Origin of the sequence: Nocardiopsis sp. NPDC006139 (assembly GCF_040614155.1) — a bacterium.
GTDB lineage: Bacteria > Actinomycetota > Actinomycetes > Streptosporangiales > Streptosporangiaceae > Nocardiopsis > Nocardiopsis changdeensis.
On the sequence record NZ_JBEXTT010000018.1, the window covers coordinates 110,598 to 124,640 of the forward strand.

Genomic DNA, 14,043 nt, shown 5'->3' on the forward strand with positions numbered 1-14,043 from the left:
CTCAGCGGCGGTCGGCCGGGGCCTCCTCCGGGACGGCCTCCGCCAGCCACCGGGAGGCGGAGGCGAGCACCTCGTCCGGCGGCGGGGCCGCGGCCTCCTCGACCAGGCGGTCGTACTCCGGGGCGCCGAGCTTGTCGCGGAGACGCGCGACGGTGTGCGCCAGGTACGGATCGGTGTCGTCGGGGACGCCGCGCAGCGCCCACGCCCACCCGACCAGCCGGGCCGCCAGGTGCGGCTCCTCCTCCGCCGACACGGCCGCCAGGACCTCGAGCAGCTCCGCCCGGATCGGTCCCATGGTGCCGATGACGCCCCACCACGACCTCGCCGCCTCCCGGCGGGCCCGCGCCGGGTCGCCCTCGTCCCAGGAGATGGTCGCCGCCAGCGCGCACGCCCCGACCTCGACGTAGGCGGGCGCGAACCCGCCGAGCGTCTCCATCGTGACCCGGAGCCGCTCCACCAGCTCCCTGGCCCGCGCGAGCTCGCCCACCTCGCGCTGCCACTGGGCCTCGGCCAGCAGTACCAGCACCGCGTGCTCCGGCTGGGCGGGGCACCCCCGCACCGCCAGCAGGTCCAGTTCCGCACGGGCCGCCGCCGTCTCCCCCCGGAAGATGAGGACCTGGACGCGGCGCACCCGGAACACCGTCGCCATGCTCTCCAGCCCGTGGGACTCGGCCAGGGCGACCGCCTCCCGCAGCATGTCCTCGCAGCGTTCGAGGTCGTCGAAGCGGTGCGCGTCCACCACCTGGGCCAGGGTCTGGCACACCCCCCAGACGTCGCCGAGGGCGCGGAACTCCGCCAGCGCCGTCTCCGCCTGCTCCAGGGAGGTCCGGAAGCGGCCCTGGAGCATGTCGACCAGGGACAGCATCATGCGCACCATGGCCCGCATCCACGGGTCGGGCTGTTCCAGGGCCCGGACGATCCGGTCCCGGGCCTCCCCCCGGCCGTCCTCCGTCATCGCCCGGTACATGAGGGTGTAGACGAGCAGGGGGTGCTCCTCCGGGAGGCGGCCCTCCCCCGCGAGCACCTCCTCGATGGCCCGGACATGCCCCTGGATGTCGTCGAGGGAGTCCGTGGTGGCGGCCGCCCGGTGGAACAGGCAGCTGGCGCGGCCCACGGCGCGCCCCTCGGGCGTGGCGTCGCCCATCATGTCCAGGGCCTGGCCGGCCCAGCGGGCGAGCGGCTCCCAGGAGTCGCTCAGGGTCCAGTACCACTGGGAGTACTCGATGAGGTCCAGGACCAGGTGGACGTCGCGGCGCTCCGCCGCCCACCGCACCGCCGCGGCGAAGCCGTCGTTCTCGTCGTGCAGCCGGGCGATCGTCTCGGCCTGGCGGGGGCCGCGCAGCAGCGGGTCGGCCTCCTTCCACAGGTCGCGGACGCGGTGGGCGTGGGCGTCGCGGACGGCCGCGGCCTCCCCGGCGTCGGCGAGGCGCTCGGCGGCGTAGGCGCGGACGGTCTCCAGCAGCCGGTAGCGCGGTGGGGCGTCGGCCCGGCGCGGCTCCTCGGCGACCGCCAGGGACTTGTCGACCAGGGCGAACAGGACGGTCCACACGTCGCGGCCGGCGACCGTGCCGGGGGTGCCGGGGTCGGCGCAGACGTGTTCCACCGATTCCAGGTCCGTGCCCCCTGCGAACACCGACAGGCGGCGCAGCAGGCGGCGTTCGGCCTCGTCCAGCAGCTCCCAGCTCCAGTCGACGACCGCGCGCAGGGTGCTGTGCCGCGGCGCGTGGCGGACGCCGCCCCCCAGCAGGCGGAAGCGGTCGTCGAGCCGGGCGGCGAGCTGGGCGGGGGTCATCGCGCGCAGGCGGGCGGCCGCCAGCTCCAGGGCCAGCGGCAGGCCGTCCAGGGCGCGGACGATGCGCACCACGTGGGGGGCGTTGTCGTCGGTGACGGCGAAGCCGGGGCGGACCGCGCGGGCGCGCTCGGCGAACAGGACGACGGAGGGGGCTGCCGCGGCCTCGGAGGCGCGGGAGTCCTCGGCCGGCAGGGGCAGGGAGGGGACGGGCAGGAGGTGCTCGCCGGGGGTGCCCAGGGGTTCGCGGGAGGTGGTCAGCACGCGCAGCCGCGGGCACCGCTCCAGCAGCAGGGAGGCCAGGCGCGCGGCGTCGTCGACGAGGTGCTCGCAGTTGTCCAGGACCAAGAGCACGGGGTGGTCGGCGATGAACGCGGCGACGCGCTCGACGGGCGGCGGGGGCGGGGCGGAGCGGGGCTGGAGGAGGGCGTGCTCGCGCAGGCCCAGGGTGTCGGCGAGGGCCTCGGGCAGCGAGGCGCCGTCGGTGAGGGGGGCGAGTTCGACGAACCAGGCGCCCCGGGACGCCAGGTCCGGATGCCCGGCGGCGAAGGCCGCGGCGCCCTCGACGGCCAGCCGGGTCTTGCCCGCCCCGCCCGGTCCGGTCAGGGTGACCAGGCGGCCGTGGGCGAGCAGGTCGACGGTGATGCCGACCTCGGCACGCGGCACGAACCCGGTGAGCGGCACCGGCAGGTGCAGCGGCGTTCCGACCGCCCCCGCCGCGCCGCCGCCGGTTCCGGCGCCGCCCGGCGCGGCGGCTCCGCCGCCTGCGGAGGCCCGGAGACCCCGGGAGGGGGCCGACTCCGAAGAACCGGTACCGGGACCGTCGGCCTCCGGCGCGGCTCCGCCGCCTGCGGAGGCGGGGGCCCGGAGACCCCGGGGGAGGGCACCCTCCGAGGAACCGGCACCGGGACCGTCGGCTTCCGGCGGGGCACCTCCATTGTCTGCGGGGGCGGAGGTCCGAAGGTCGCGGGAGAGGGCAACCTCCGAGGAACCGGGACCGTCGGCTTCCGGTGCGGCGCGGTGTCCCCGCCCGGCGGGGGCCGGGGAGCCCCAGCGGCCGGAGGGCCCCGGGCCGACGGGCCCGTCGGGGTCCGCGGGGGCGGACAGCTGCCCGCGGAGCAGGCGCAGGTGGACGTCCTCCAGGTGCGGGGAGGGGTCCAGGCCCACGTCGTCGGCCAGCCGGGCGCGGAAGCCCTCGTAGGCCGCCACCGCGTCGGCGGTGCGCCCGGCCGCCGCCAGGGCGCGCAGCAGCAGCTCCACCGGCCGCTCCCGGTGCGGCTCGATCCCGGCCAGGGCCCCCGCCTCGGCCACCGCGTCGGCGGTGCGGCCCAGGTCGAGCAGGGCCGCCAGCCGCTCCTCCCGGGCGGTCAGGTGCGTCTGGTCCAGGCGCGCGGCGACGCCCTCGGCCAGCCCCTGGGCGGTCAGGTCCACCAGGGCCGGGCCCCGCCACAGCCCCAGCGCCCGGTCCAGGTCCGCGAGCGCGGGCCCGGGACGGCCGGCCGCGCGGTGGCCGCGGCCCGCGCGGACCAGGTCCTCGAACACGCACAGGTCGACCCGGTCCGGCGCCACGTCCAGCCGGTACCCCTCCGGTCCGCCCTCCACCGCCGCCCCGGCGCCCAGCGCCCGGCGCAGCCGGGACACCAGCGCCTGCAGGGCGTTGGCCGCCCCGGCCGGCGGGGCGCCCGACCACACGGACTCGAGCAGGTGGTCGGCGGCCACCCACTGGCCGGGACGGAGCAGCAGCAGGCCCAGGAGGGTGCGCAACCGGGCACCGCCGATGGTCACGGGCTCCCCGGAGGCGTCGTGCACCAGCAGGGGGCCGAGAATGGAGAACCGCACCCCTCCATCATGGCCCCCCGCGGGCGGTGGGGGGCGTCGTCCACAGGGGCGATGCCGGACACGACGGGTCGCCCCGGGCGGCTCGGGTCCGCAGTAAGGTTCGCTGAGGAGCGTGTGCGGGTGCTCGCGCACGCCCCTCGCCGCGCCCGGCGCCGGGACCGTTCCGGACGCCGCGCCGCGGCCGCTTCCGTCCTGCGGTACGCCCCGTCCCTACGGCGTTCCGCGCTTTTCCAGAGTCCAGCAGGAGTCCCACATTGTTCCCGGCCCTCCCTTCCCTCCGGACGACCGGGGCGCGGCGCGCGCCCCGCACCTCCCCCGGCGCGCTCACCGGCGCCCTGGTGGCGGGGACGGCGTTGACGCTGACCACCGGCTGCGGCCTGTTCGCCCCCGGGCAGAACGGGGACGTGCCCGACGACATCAACGTCGTCAGCCCGATGATGCAGGAGGGCCGCCCGCTCCCCGACCCCTTCACCTGCGTCGGCTCCGAGCCGGGCGAGGACGGCGAGCGCGAGTCGTACTCGCCGCCGCTGAGCTGGTCGGGACTGCCCGAGAACACGGAGTCCCTCGCGGTGGTGGTGGACGACCCCGAGGCCGCCGAGGTCTTCTGGGTGCTCTTCGACCTGGACCCGCAGTCGGGTGAACTCCGGCAGAACACGGTGCCCGCGGACGCCCGCCAGGGGCTGAACAGCACGGGCGAGGCCGCCTACCAGCCGCCGTGCCCGGAGGAGGACGACCCGCACAACTTCCGGTTCACGGTGTACGCGCTGAGCGCCCCGCTGGACCTGCCCGAGGGCGCGGAGCTGTCCTCGGCGCTGGAGGCGATCGCCGACCGCGCGATCGCGCGGGGGTCCCTGGTCACCGGCACGGAGTGATCCGGGCCGCCCCGTGCGCACCGTCCCGGGTCACCCACAGGTATCCCGGGATGGCCGGTCTTTTCCGGATTCCCCGAGGAAGCTCCCATCGCCCTCTGCACACAGGGCGCGACAGCGCATACAGTGGGGCATGCCCCCGCCCCTTTTCAGATGACCGTTATCCGTCCACTCGCCGCGCGGCACGCTGACCTGAGACCGCACAGGAGTCGCCTGCACCCCTCCCGCTCCGCAGGCCGCCCCTCCGCGGGCCCAGGCGGCCGCCGCCCCGCTCCGACCGGCCCCCACCCGGGCCCGTCCCGGAGGGATCCGGGCGCGCGGCCGACCTCCCCAAGGTAGATGCGAAAACCATGACCCTCACCGTCATCATCATCGCCATCGTCGTCGTGCTGGCCGTGCTGCTGCTCCTGCTGCTGGGCATGCGCGCGCTCAACCTGGGATCGCGCGACGACGGCTACGAGGACGACTACGACTACGACGAGGACGGCGGGGACGACGCGGATCCGGGGGACGGCGGGGACGACGACCGCGGCGCCCCGCGGGGGCGCGGCCGCGGGCAGCGCCCGGCCGGGCGGGCGGAGCGGCGCCCCAGGCCCAAACCCCGGCGGGGCAAGCGCGAGGACGACTGGGACGACGACGAGGACGGCGGCTTCTGGTCGAGCCTGGGCGACGACGACGAACGCGGGGACCGGGGCGGCCGCGACGACCGGGACGAGCGGGACGAGCGCGGGGACGACCGGGCGCCCAGCGTGACGCAGTACGAGTACGAGGACGACTACGAGGACTACGAGGACGAACCGGTCGGCGCCCCCGGGGCCACCACGGTGCTGCCGCGCGCCACCGGCGCCTCGGACCCGTCCGCCGACCTCGCGGTGCTGGCCAGCCTGGGCCGCAACGACGACCTTCCGGCGCCCGACGACGGACGGGCCCTGCCGCCGCGCCCCGAGCGCGCCGAGCTGCCGCCGCCCGTCCGCGAGCCCGCCCCGTCCTCCCCCGCCGCGCCCGCGGCGCGGGAGGACGACCCCCTCAGCTCCAGTTCCTGGAACGTGCGGACCACCCCGTCCCCGGACTCCCCGTCCCTGGCCGACCGGCTGACCGCGCCCCGCACCGACCCGCTCGGCGCCCCCCTGGGCTCCGGCGGCCCGACGCGCGACCCGCTGGGCGCGCCGTCGGCGGGCGGCGCGGCCCCGGGCGGTGCGCCCTACACGCCGGCGCCGTCCTCCCCGTCCCCCTACGACGGCGGCACGGGCGGTCGCGGGCGCCTCGACGACCCGGACCCGTTGGGCGGCGGGTACCGCGCGCCCTCTTCCGGCTCCGACGTGGGATCGCCGATCTGGTCGAGCCTGGACACCGGCTCCCACCAGCGCCCGGCGGGCGGCTACGGCGCCGGCCCGGGCGTGTCCGGCGACCCGCTGGGCGGCGGCCTCCCCGCCCCGGGGCGGCCCGACCCGCTGGCGGGCCCGGGGGCGCACGGTCTCCCGGACCGCCCCTCCTACGACAGCGGCACGCACGCGCGATCGGACTACGGCGCGCCCCGGCGGCCCGAGTACGAGACCGGCGAACACGCCCGCCCCGCCTACGACACCGGGTCCTACACCCGCCCCGAATACGACACCGGCACCCACGGCCGACCCGAGTACGACAGCGGCGCCCACACCCGCCCCGCCTACCCCGGCCCCGCCTACGACACCGGAACCCACTCCTACGACACCGGCACGTCGCCCTACGACAGCGGCACGCACGCGCGGCCGGACTACGGCGCGCCCCGGCGGCCCGAGTACGAGACCGGCGAACACACCCGCCCCGCCTACGACACCGGGTCCTACACCCGCCCCGAATACGACACCGGCACCCACGGCCGACCCGAGTACGACAGCGGCGCCCACACCCGCCCCGCCTACCCCGGCCCCGCCTACGACACCGGCACGTCGCCCTACGACAGCGGCACGCACGCGCGGCCCTCGGGCAGTGAGCCGCTGTGGGGCGCGGGAGAGGGCCCCGGCCCCGTCACGCCGTCCGGCTATGGCGGCCCGGCCCCGGCGGGGCGGCCCGACCGGTTCGACGCGCCCTCCGGCGCACCCGGCTACGGCGGCGGGTACGGCGGCCCCCTCGGACCGGGCGCACCGGCCGGCACCCCCGGCGCCGACCCGCTGCTCGGCGGCCCAGGGGCGGGCCACGCCCCCTCCGGCCCGGCCCCCTCCTTCGGCGGCCGGCCGGGCGACGGCTACGACGGCATGCCCGGCGGCTACCCGCCGCGGCAGGCGGAGCCGGAGTACGACGGCTACCTCCCGCTGGAGGAGTGGCACCGCGGCGGAACGCCCGACCCCTACCGGGGCGCGCCGCCCTACGACCGCCGCGAGCAGGAGCACCGGGGCTACGACGAGGGCCACGGCGACGGCCGCTTCCGGTGACCGGGCACCGAACGTGACCGGTGCGCCCGGCCCCCGCTGAGGGCGGGCCGGGGGACGATCAGGGGTTCACAACGCCGAGGTGGCGGGTTCACGCCCGCCACCTCGGTTTTTGTTCTGTCCGGATTCGCGACCGCCTCATGTGAACACGGGAAAATGGTTACCGAAACCACAACAGCCCGTAACACAGAGCCACTCCCATTGACTACAGTTGGTGACTGACACGGCACCCTTCGAGACATCTCGAAGGCCGGACGCCGTGCGCGCCCCCCGGTCCGGACGCCTCAAGTCCCCGTGCGCCTACGCATCGTCCGCCCGTACAGAACAGGAGCCGCCTTGCGCAACGACGCCCAGGGAACACCGCCCGCACCGCCCGCCGACCAGGAGCCCGCCCCACGGTCCGACCGCAGGGGGATCGCGGCCGACGTCGGCGCCTCCCTCGTCGTCTTCCTCGTCGCCGTCCCCCTGGCCCTCGGCATCGCCGTCGCCGCCGGGGCGCCGCTCACCGCCGGGATCATCGCCGCCGCCGTCGGGGGCATCGTCGCGGGCCTCGTCGGCGGCTCCGCCGTCCAGGTCAGCGGTCCCTCCGTCGGCCTGACCATCATCGTGGCCGACCTCATCGCCACGTACGGGTGGCAGGTCACCTGCCTCATCACCCTGCTGGCCGGGCTCGTCCAGCTCGCCCTGGGCGCCTTCCGGATCGCCCGCGCGGCCCTGGCCGTCTCCCCCGCGGTCGTCCACGGCATGCTCGCCGGCGTCGGGATCACCATCGCCCTGGCCCAGCTGCACGTCGTCCTGGGCGGCGAACCGCAGAGCTCGGCCCTGGCCAACCTCACCGACCTGCCCGACCAGATCGTCCACAACCACACGCCGGCCGTCGCGGTCGGCGTCGTGACCATCGCCGTGATGTTCTGCTGGGCCCGGCTGCCCGGGTTCGGGCGGTTCCGGCCCGCCCTCGTCCCGGCCGCGCTGGTCGCGGTCGGCGCCGCCACGCTCATCGCCACCCTGGGGCGCTGGGAGGTCGAGACGATCTCCCTCACGGACTCCCTCTCCCAGGGCTGGATCGGCCCCGCGCTCCCCGCCGCGGGCCAGTGGAACGGCGTCATGCTCGCCGTGGTCACCGTCGCCATGGTGGCCAGCGTCGAGACCCTGCTCTCCGCCATCGCCGTGGACCGGCTGCACAGCGGCCGCCGGGTGATGCTCAACCGCGAGCTGTGCGGCCAGGGCGCCGCCAACGCCGTCAGCGGGGCCCTGGGCGGGCTGCCCATCGCCGGGGGGATGGTGCGCAGCACCGCGGGTGTGCGGGCGGGCGGCCACAGCCCACTGTTCACCATCCTGCACGGGGTGTGGGTCCTGGTGTTCGTCGCCCTGTTCGCGCACGTGGTCGAGCTGATCCCGATGGCGGCGCTGGCGGCGCTGCTGGTGTTCATCGGCGTGCAGATGGTCTCCGTGGCCCACCTGCGCGACCTGCGCCGCCACCACGAGGCCGGGGTGTACCTGGTGACCCTGTCCGGCGTGGTGCTGCTGGGGCTGCTGGAAGGGGTGTTCCTGGGGTTCGCGCTGGCCATGGTCGTGTCCCTGCGCCGCCTGACCCGGCTCACCGTCACCACCGAGGAGCGCGGCGGCCGCGTCCACATCACCGTGCACGGGTCCCTGACGTTCCTGGGGGTGCCCCGGCTCGCGCACGTGCTGCGCACCGTCCCGGCCGGCGCCGCCGTGGACCTGGACCTGCACGTGGACTTCATGGACCACGCGGCGTTCGAGGCCATCCACGCCTGGCGCGTGGACCACGAGCGCACCGGCGGCTCGGTCGACATCGACGAGGTGCACGAACGCTGGTACGAGCGCAGCACCCTGCGGTCGGCCCCGGCCGCCAAGACCGCGCCGCGGGGCCTGGCCCGCTGGTGGGCGCCCTGGGGGATGCGAGGCGGCGCCGGGCCCGAGGAGGTGAACCCCCTCGGGCTGCTCGCGGCGGGGGCGCGCGAGTACCACGCCAGCACCGCCGACCGGATGCGGTCGGTCATGAGCCGGCTGTCCCACGGGCAGAACCCCACCGCCCTGTTCATCACCTGCGCCGACTCGCGCGTGGTGCCCAACCTCATCACGGCCAGCGGCCCGGGCGACCTGTTCACGGTGCGCAACGTCGGCAACCTGGTGCCGCCCCCGGACAGCCCCGGCGACGACTCGGTGGGCGCCGCCGTCGAGTACGCGGTCGCGCTGCTGCGGGTGCCCTCGATCGTCGTGTGCGGGCACTCCCACTGCGGGGCGATGAAGGCACTGCTGGAGGGCGCCCACCTGGACCCCGACTCCACCGACACCTCGCACATGCGCCGCTGGCTCTCCCACGGTTCCGCCGGCCTGGTCCGGGCGGGCGAACGCGCCGGGGAGCTGGCGGGGCTGCCCACCGCGGAGGCGCTGCGCCGCCTGGCCCAGGCCAACGTCCGCCAGCAGCTCGCCCACCTCATGCTGCACCCCCTGGTGCGCGAACGGGTGGAGTCCGGGGAGCTGGAGCTGACCGGGATGTACTACGACCTGGAGACGGCCCGGGTGCACCTGCTGGACGCCGCGACCGGGGAGTTCACCCCGGTCCAGGGTGTGCACGACGTGGCCGACCCGGTGCCGCGGCCGCGCCCTGCGGACGACCCGGGTCAGCCGCTGGAGGAGTCTTCGGGCGCGTCGTCGCGCCCGTCCTCCTGAACCCCTGAGGCCTGGTAGGTGGCGAGCAGCACGATCGCCACGATCGCCAGGAACGGCAGGCCGAAGAGGACCACCCAGAAGAGGGTCGAGTCGAACAAGAGTCACCCATTCCGTGGACGCCGTCGCCCGCGGCCACCGGCCCCGGCGGTCGCGGGTGCCCGCCGCCGCGGTCGCGGTGGCGGAGCGCTCCGCCCAATCTATCGGTGCCCCCGCCCGTCGACCATCACCACGGGGATGTACACACCTGTCCCCGTGCGCACCGGCGGCCGGAGGCCCGCGGGGACGGGGGCGGACACGTCCGGCCCGCGCCGCGCGGCGCGGGCCGGAGGGCCGGAAGGAGGGGAGTCGGCCGGTAAGCCGGATTCAACCAGCCGCTTCCCGCTGACCTGCCCCGACACCCGAAGAAGCCGCGCCACCTGCACCAACAGGTTGCGCGGCTTCTCACTGTTCCCCGCCGTTCCCCGCCCCACTCCGGAACACAGCCGGAACAGAGCAGGAAGAATTACATATAAGCATTCTTCCATTAGCACTACCTGGGAGGCTTTAAGTTGCCAAAAAACCAGTCCGCCACTTCAATAGCGCTATCGTATAACTGCAAGGCCCTGCGGTCATTAAGACCCTCATTTAGCCCGTGCGCTATTTTATGCCTCCTGTCGACCAAGAGATGCATTTCACGAAGAAGATGCTGATCGTCTTTTTCAAGGTGCCCGCGAAGACTCTCCTCAAAGCTCCCCCCAAGTCTCCCAACCAGGCCAAGCATGTTGTCGGGAGAGGGGTTTCTACTCCGCGCCATCCAAGAATGCGCAAACTCTCTAACAGGACCCCCAGAGCAAGCATCGATATAAGCCTTCACGGTCTCGTGAACCACCTGCTCCAAATAGCCACAAGTCCGCACCACAAAAAACCTGACAAGCCATACCGACTCATCGACACTTCGCTCCCTCGGCCTCTCCCTGATAGATTCGGCAAGTTGATCAATGGAGGCCCTGAGACTTGACAAAACATAAGGAGGCCACGAATTTGCCACTAACTCACCTAAATCTCAAAAAATGCAGCACTAGCCAACTCTATCCTTCGCTTTACATACTCTTCAGTAGCAGTGGATCCAGAAATCGTAACTGCCGCATTCCGATTTTCCCTAAAGTTCTCTAGCGCACGATAGACATCTTCATCGCTCGGCTCGGGAGAGTTTTCAAGCCGCCTTAGGAGTCCAACGTATATAGCTTCAGTCAAAGCAGCGTTCACCTGGGAGCTTTGATACCGGAGAGCCGCCCTACCGGGACCCCTGAGGAGAGTTTCCGATATTTTTCGGAACCTGGATTTAATATCCCCCTCCTCAATGCCCTCCATATTCCTGTGCTTCCCCAAAAATTCATTCAGGAACTTTTTCTGGGGCCTAAAATAGCCATCGATATTGATGTACAAGGCAATAATTCTAAGAATCAACTCCTGGTCGCGAAGACGCGGCGACCGGGCACCATAAAGCCCCCTCCAGGCCGGGAGCTGATTGAGATCCTCCAAGAAATCAACAAGCATGCCCGGGTAGAGCGCTATTCTGATTTCATGGGGCGTCAACTGAGTCCCGCCAGAATTTAGCCTCTCGAAGACTTGATAGATCGCCTCAAGAGATTCCTGGGTCCCATCGGTTTTGACAATCGTCGCCTGAATGAAAGTATTGTCCATTTGACGCCTCTGTTCAGGCCTGAGCGTCTTGTATTTAAGACCCTTGAACTCCGCGGCAACATTATCGAGAACAAATTCCCTTCCCGCGTGAACTCCTTCGTAAAAGGCAGCCATCGTGCGCAGCCGTTGCTGACCATCAAGAACAAGATAGCGCCGGTCTGTTTGCTCAACAAGCATGATTCCAGGAATTGGATAGCCCATCAACAGAGATTCAATGAAGCGATCCATCTGGGGCCTCCTCCAAACAAATCCCCTCTGAAAACCCGCAGTTTCCAAACTGGGGTCTCCATGGCCAAAAGTCGGGATTACAATATCTCCCCTACCAAGCCTTCTAACAAGGCCCTCGACATCGAAATCGGTTCCCGTATAGGTCACCGGCTTAGCCTCAGCCTCAGCCTCAGTAAGTTCAACTTCTTCTTCCGAGGTGAGCACGAATCCATCCAGCTCAAGCTGCTCTTCGCTCATAAGAGACAACATATCGCAGCAAGTAGAACAACGAAAGAAGTCTGCGACCACTAGTTCACCAAGGAGGCGAGTCTTAGACGCCAACTGAGCCCATACTGCATCAGCTGATGCTTCGGTGTGGGGCACATCAGAGGAAGCTCAAGCACTCCGGCTTCTGGGTGCGTGGTTTTAGAGTGGAAGTTTCGCGAGTCATGCGACTGCACACCGTCTGGTGATCTGCCTGATGGCTCTTGCAGGTTCTGGACTGTTGTAGCCCCTGGTTCGCTTCCCCTAGTGAACGAACGCCGTGCCCTACTCCTTGGGCTCGGCGGGGCGCGCTGGGGGCGCGCCGCGCGGAACGCAGGCGGAAGCGCCCCCGGGCGCGCCTACCGCCGGACACCCGTCAGGGTGTCCCGCAACCGCGCAACGCGCACTCCTGGTTGCCCGCGTACTCCAACACGCAGCACTCGCCCTCTCCGAGGAAACCCCTCCCGGGCCGCGATGCTCCCACGCCACCCCCGGCCCCGGCCTGCCCCGCGTCCTCTCCCCTCGCGCCCACTGCCCCGACACTCCTGATCGCCCCCGACCCCCGCGGCTTCCCGCGTGCCGGCCAAATCTCCGTGTTCGTCACCTCAGCGCTTCAACCCGCCCGGGTCGAGTCTGCAAAGGAACCAGGCCCTCCCACCCCCCTGCCACCCCGTTCCCGACGCCTCCCCTTGGCCCCTCTTCCCGTCACCCTTCGTCCGCGCCCCGCGCGACCGCGCTGCCCAGGGGCCACAAGATGGAGCGCCCCACTGTCCGAACGATCTTGTGGCCCCTGGGCAGTGTGGTAGGTCCCTGACCGGACGACGGGTGGCAGGAAGAGGGCCCACCACCACAGACCACCCCGCCGTTCCCCGCCTTACCCCCACTTCCTGGATCCCCGAGTCCCCGCCGGAGGCACTCCCACCACCCGCCCGCACTCGGCCGGGAACCCTGGCCCCTGCCTGCCCCGGCCCGAAGGGGCGGGCTTGAAGACGTAAGGAAACTTCTCATCACCCCGACTCCGAGCATGCAAAAGCCCGGAAGACCCTCACGTCCTCCGGGCTCTGTCGGCTCAGACCAGATTCGTTCCGTCATGACACCGGATGAACGGTCCGTCGTCACGCAAGGCATCCAGCACACGCACCAACCGCGCTTCCGGCATCCGTTCACGGGCTTCCTCGATACTGATCCATCCGGCAACTACGGCCTCATCCGACGGATGCGGTTCCCCCGACTCGGCTGTGCACTCGATGGCCAGACTGACCACACCGAGCGGCATGTTCTTATAGATCCCGATCAACCGCCCCGGCTTCACCTTCACGCCGGTCTCCTCGAAGACTTCGCGCACGACTCCGTCCCGCGGGTCCTCGTGAAGTTCGAGAACTCCCCCGGGCGGTACCCATCGCCCGTCGTCTTCGCGCTTGATCGCGAGAACGCGCCCCTCGCCGTTGAACACCACACCGGTGACGCTGACCGAGTGCCTGGGAGTCTCAGCCATCCTGGTTCTCCTCCCACTCGTACACGAGGGACCAGGCGTAAGCGTCCAAGACGTTGACCGTCGCTTCGACCGGGACGTCTTCTGCGTCAATGGCAGTCCGGGTCACCTCTACAACCGGGAAACCGCCCTCGACTCCGAGGAATTCGCTCTCCTGCTGCGTGGGCCTGCGCACCGTGATCTCCTCGGAGAACCGGACCGGCCGGTGCCCCCGCTCCGCCAAGCGCTCGTACATCACCGTGGGGCGGGCGTCCGGGAAGGCGATGTCGATGCTCCCCGCAACCCTCATCGGGATGTGCGAGGTGGCCAACTGGACCGGGCGTCCGGAAGCGGTCATGTGCCGCTGTCTCACCAAGACCTCTTCGCCCGCGGCAAGCCCGAGCACCCGCGCGATGTCGGCGCCGGAGGGCTCGACTTCGCACTTCACGAGTCGGGCGCTGGGCTCGCGGCCGAGCTTCTTCATCTCCTCCGCGAAGGTGCTCCCCGTGCTCTTGCCTCGCTCGAAGGGGATGCGTCGCACCCGCTGCGCGCGCTTCTTGGAACTGACGAAGGTGCCCTTGCCCTGGCGCCCGTAGATGTCGCCGGCCGTCTTGAGCATCTGGATGGCGCTCTTGATGACGGTCGATGACACGTCGTACTCAGCTGCGATCTCAGCGAAGGAGGGCAGCTTGTCTCCGGGCTTCAAGTCCCCGCGCTCGATCTTGGCGCGGATGTCCTCGGCGATACGCCGGTAGAAGACCTCGTCCTCAGCGAACTTCATGTTCCTCCAGTTCAGTATGCGCGGGACAGCTTTCG

The 14,043-nt window shown here is 71.7% G+C and carries 9 protein-coding genes; 3 read left to right on the plus strand and 6 right to left on the minus strand.

Annotation, left to right across the window (positions count from 1 at the left end; all coding sequences use genetic code 11):
• Position 1: 1 nt before the first annotated feature.
• Positions 2 to 3,628: a BTAD domain-containing putative transcriptional regulator gene (locus tag ABZ249_RS22635; protein WP_355266229.1), complete on the minus strand. Its 3,627-nt coding sequence runs from the start codon at positions 3,626 to 3,628 to the stop codon at positions 2 to 4.
• A 254-nt stretch (positions 3,629 to 3,882) separates the two neighbouring features.
• Here ABZ249_RS22635 and ABZ249_RS22640 point away from each other — a divergent pair, with 254 nt between their 5' ends.
• The 3 genes from ABZ249_RS22640 (at position 3,883) to ABZ249_RS22650 (ending at position 9,602) form a co-directional block, all read left to right on the plus strand.
• A complete protein-coding gene (locus tag ABZ249_RS22640; RefSeq protein WP_355266232.1) occupies positions 3,883 to 4,500 on the plus strand; it encodes a YbhB/YbcL family Raf kinase inhibitor-like protein in 618 nt (205 codons plus the stop codon).
• A gap of 347 nt (positions 4,501 to 4,847) precedes the next feature.
• Positions 4,848 to 6,908: a hypothetical protein gene (locus ABZ249_RS22645; RefSeq protein WP_355266235.1), complete on the plus strand. Its 2,061-nt coding sequence runs from the start codon at positions 4,848 to 4,850 to the stop codon at positions 6,906 to 6,908.
• A gap of 333 nt (positions 6,909 to 7,241) precedes the next feature.
• Entirely contained in the window at positions 7,242 to 9,602 is a 2,361-nt protein-coding gene (locus ABZ249_RS22650) for a SulP family inorganic anion transporter (protein WP_355266238.1), read from the plus strand.
• Here ABZ249_RS22650 and ABZ249_RS22655 read toward each other — a convergent pair.
• The 5 genes from ABZ249_RS22655 to ABZ249_RS22675 all read right to left on the minus strand — a co-directional run bounded on the left by ABZ249_RS22655 (position 9,554) and on the right by ABZ249_RS22675 (position 14,008).
• Positions 9,554 to 9,700 carry a hypothetical protein gene (locus ABZ249_RS22655; RefSeq protein ID WP_220560152.1) on the minus strand — a complete coding sequence of 49 codons (147 nt, stop codon included), beginning with the start codon at positions 9,698 to 9,700 and terminating at the stop codon, positions 9,554 to 9,556. The two genes, ABZ249_RS22650 and ABZ249_RS22655, sit on opposite strands and share 49 nt — an antisense overlap.
• A gap of 431 nt (positions 9,701 to 10,131) precedes the next feature.
• A complete protein-coding gene (locus tag ABZ249_RS22660) occupies positions 10,132 to 10,629 on the minus strand; it encodes a HEPN domain-containing protein (protein ID WP_355266241.1) in 498 nt (165 codons plus the stop codon).
• 8 nt (positions 10,630 to 10,637) lie between these two features.
• Complete coding sequence (locus ABZ249_RS22665) at positions 10,638 to 11,750, minus strand: DUF262 domain-containing protein (protein WP_355266244.1); 1,113 nt, start codon at positions 11,748 to 11,750, stop codon at positions 10,638 to 10,640.
• A gap of 1,075 nt (positions 11,751 to 12,825) precedes the next feature.
• Positions 12,826 to 13,251 carry an NUDIX domain-containing protein gene (locus ABZ249_RS22670; RefSeq protein WP_355266247.1) on the minus strand — a complete coding sequence of 142 codons (426 nt, stop codon included), beginning with the start codon at positions 13,249 to 13,251 and terminating at the stop codon, positions 12,826 to 12,828.
• Positions 13,244 to 14,008, minus strand: coding sequence for a GntR family transcriptional regulator (locus ABZ249_RS22675; RefSeq protein WP_355266250.1), 765 nt, complete (start codon positions 14,006 to 14,008; stop codon positions 13,244 to 13,246). The genes ABZ249_RS22670 and ABZ249_RS22675 overlap by 8 nt, the downstream gene beginning before the upstream one ends.
• Positions 14,009 to 14,043 lie beyond the last annotated feature (35 nt).

Coding starts and splice junctions, on each gene's coding strand:
- ABZ249_RS22645 (WP_355266235.1), top strand. CDS start 4,848: ATGACCCTCACCGTCATCATCATCGCCATCGTCGTCGTGCTGGCCGTG.
- ABZ249_RS22665 (WP_355266244.1), bottom strand. CDS start 11,750: ATGAGCGAAGAGCAGCTTGAGCTGGATGGATTCGTGCTCACCTCGGAA.
- ABZ249_RS22670 (WP_355266247.1), bottom strand. CDS start 13,251: ATGGCTGAGACTCCCAGGCACTCGGTCAGCGTCACCGGTGTGGTGTTC.
- ABZ249_RS22675 (WP_355266250.1), bottom strand. CDS start 14,008: ATGAAGTTCGCTGAGGACGAGGTCTTCTACCGGCGTATCGCCGAGGAC.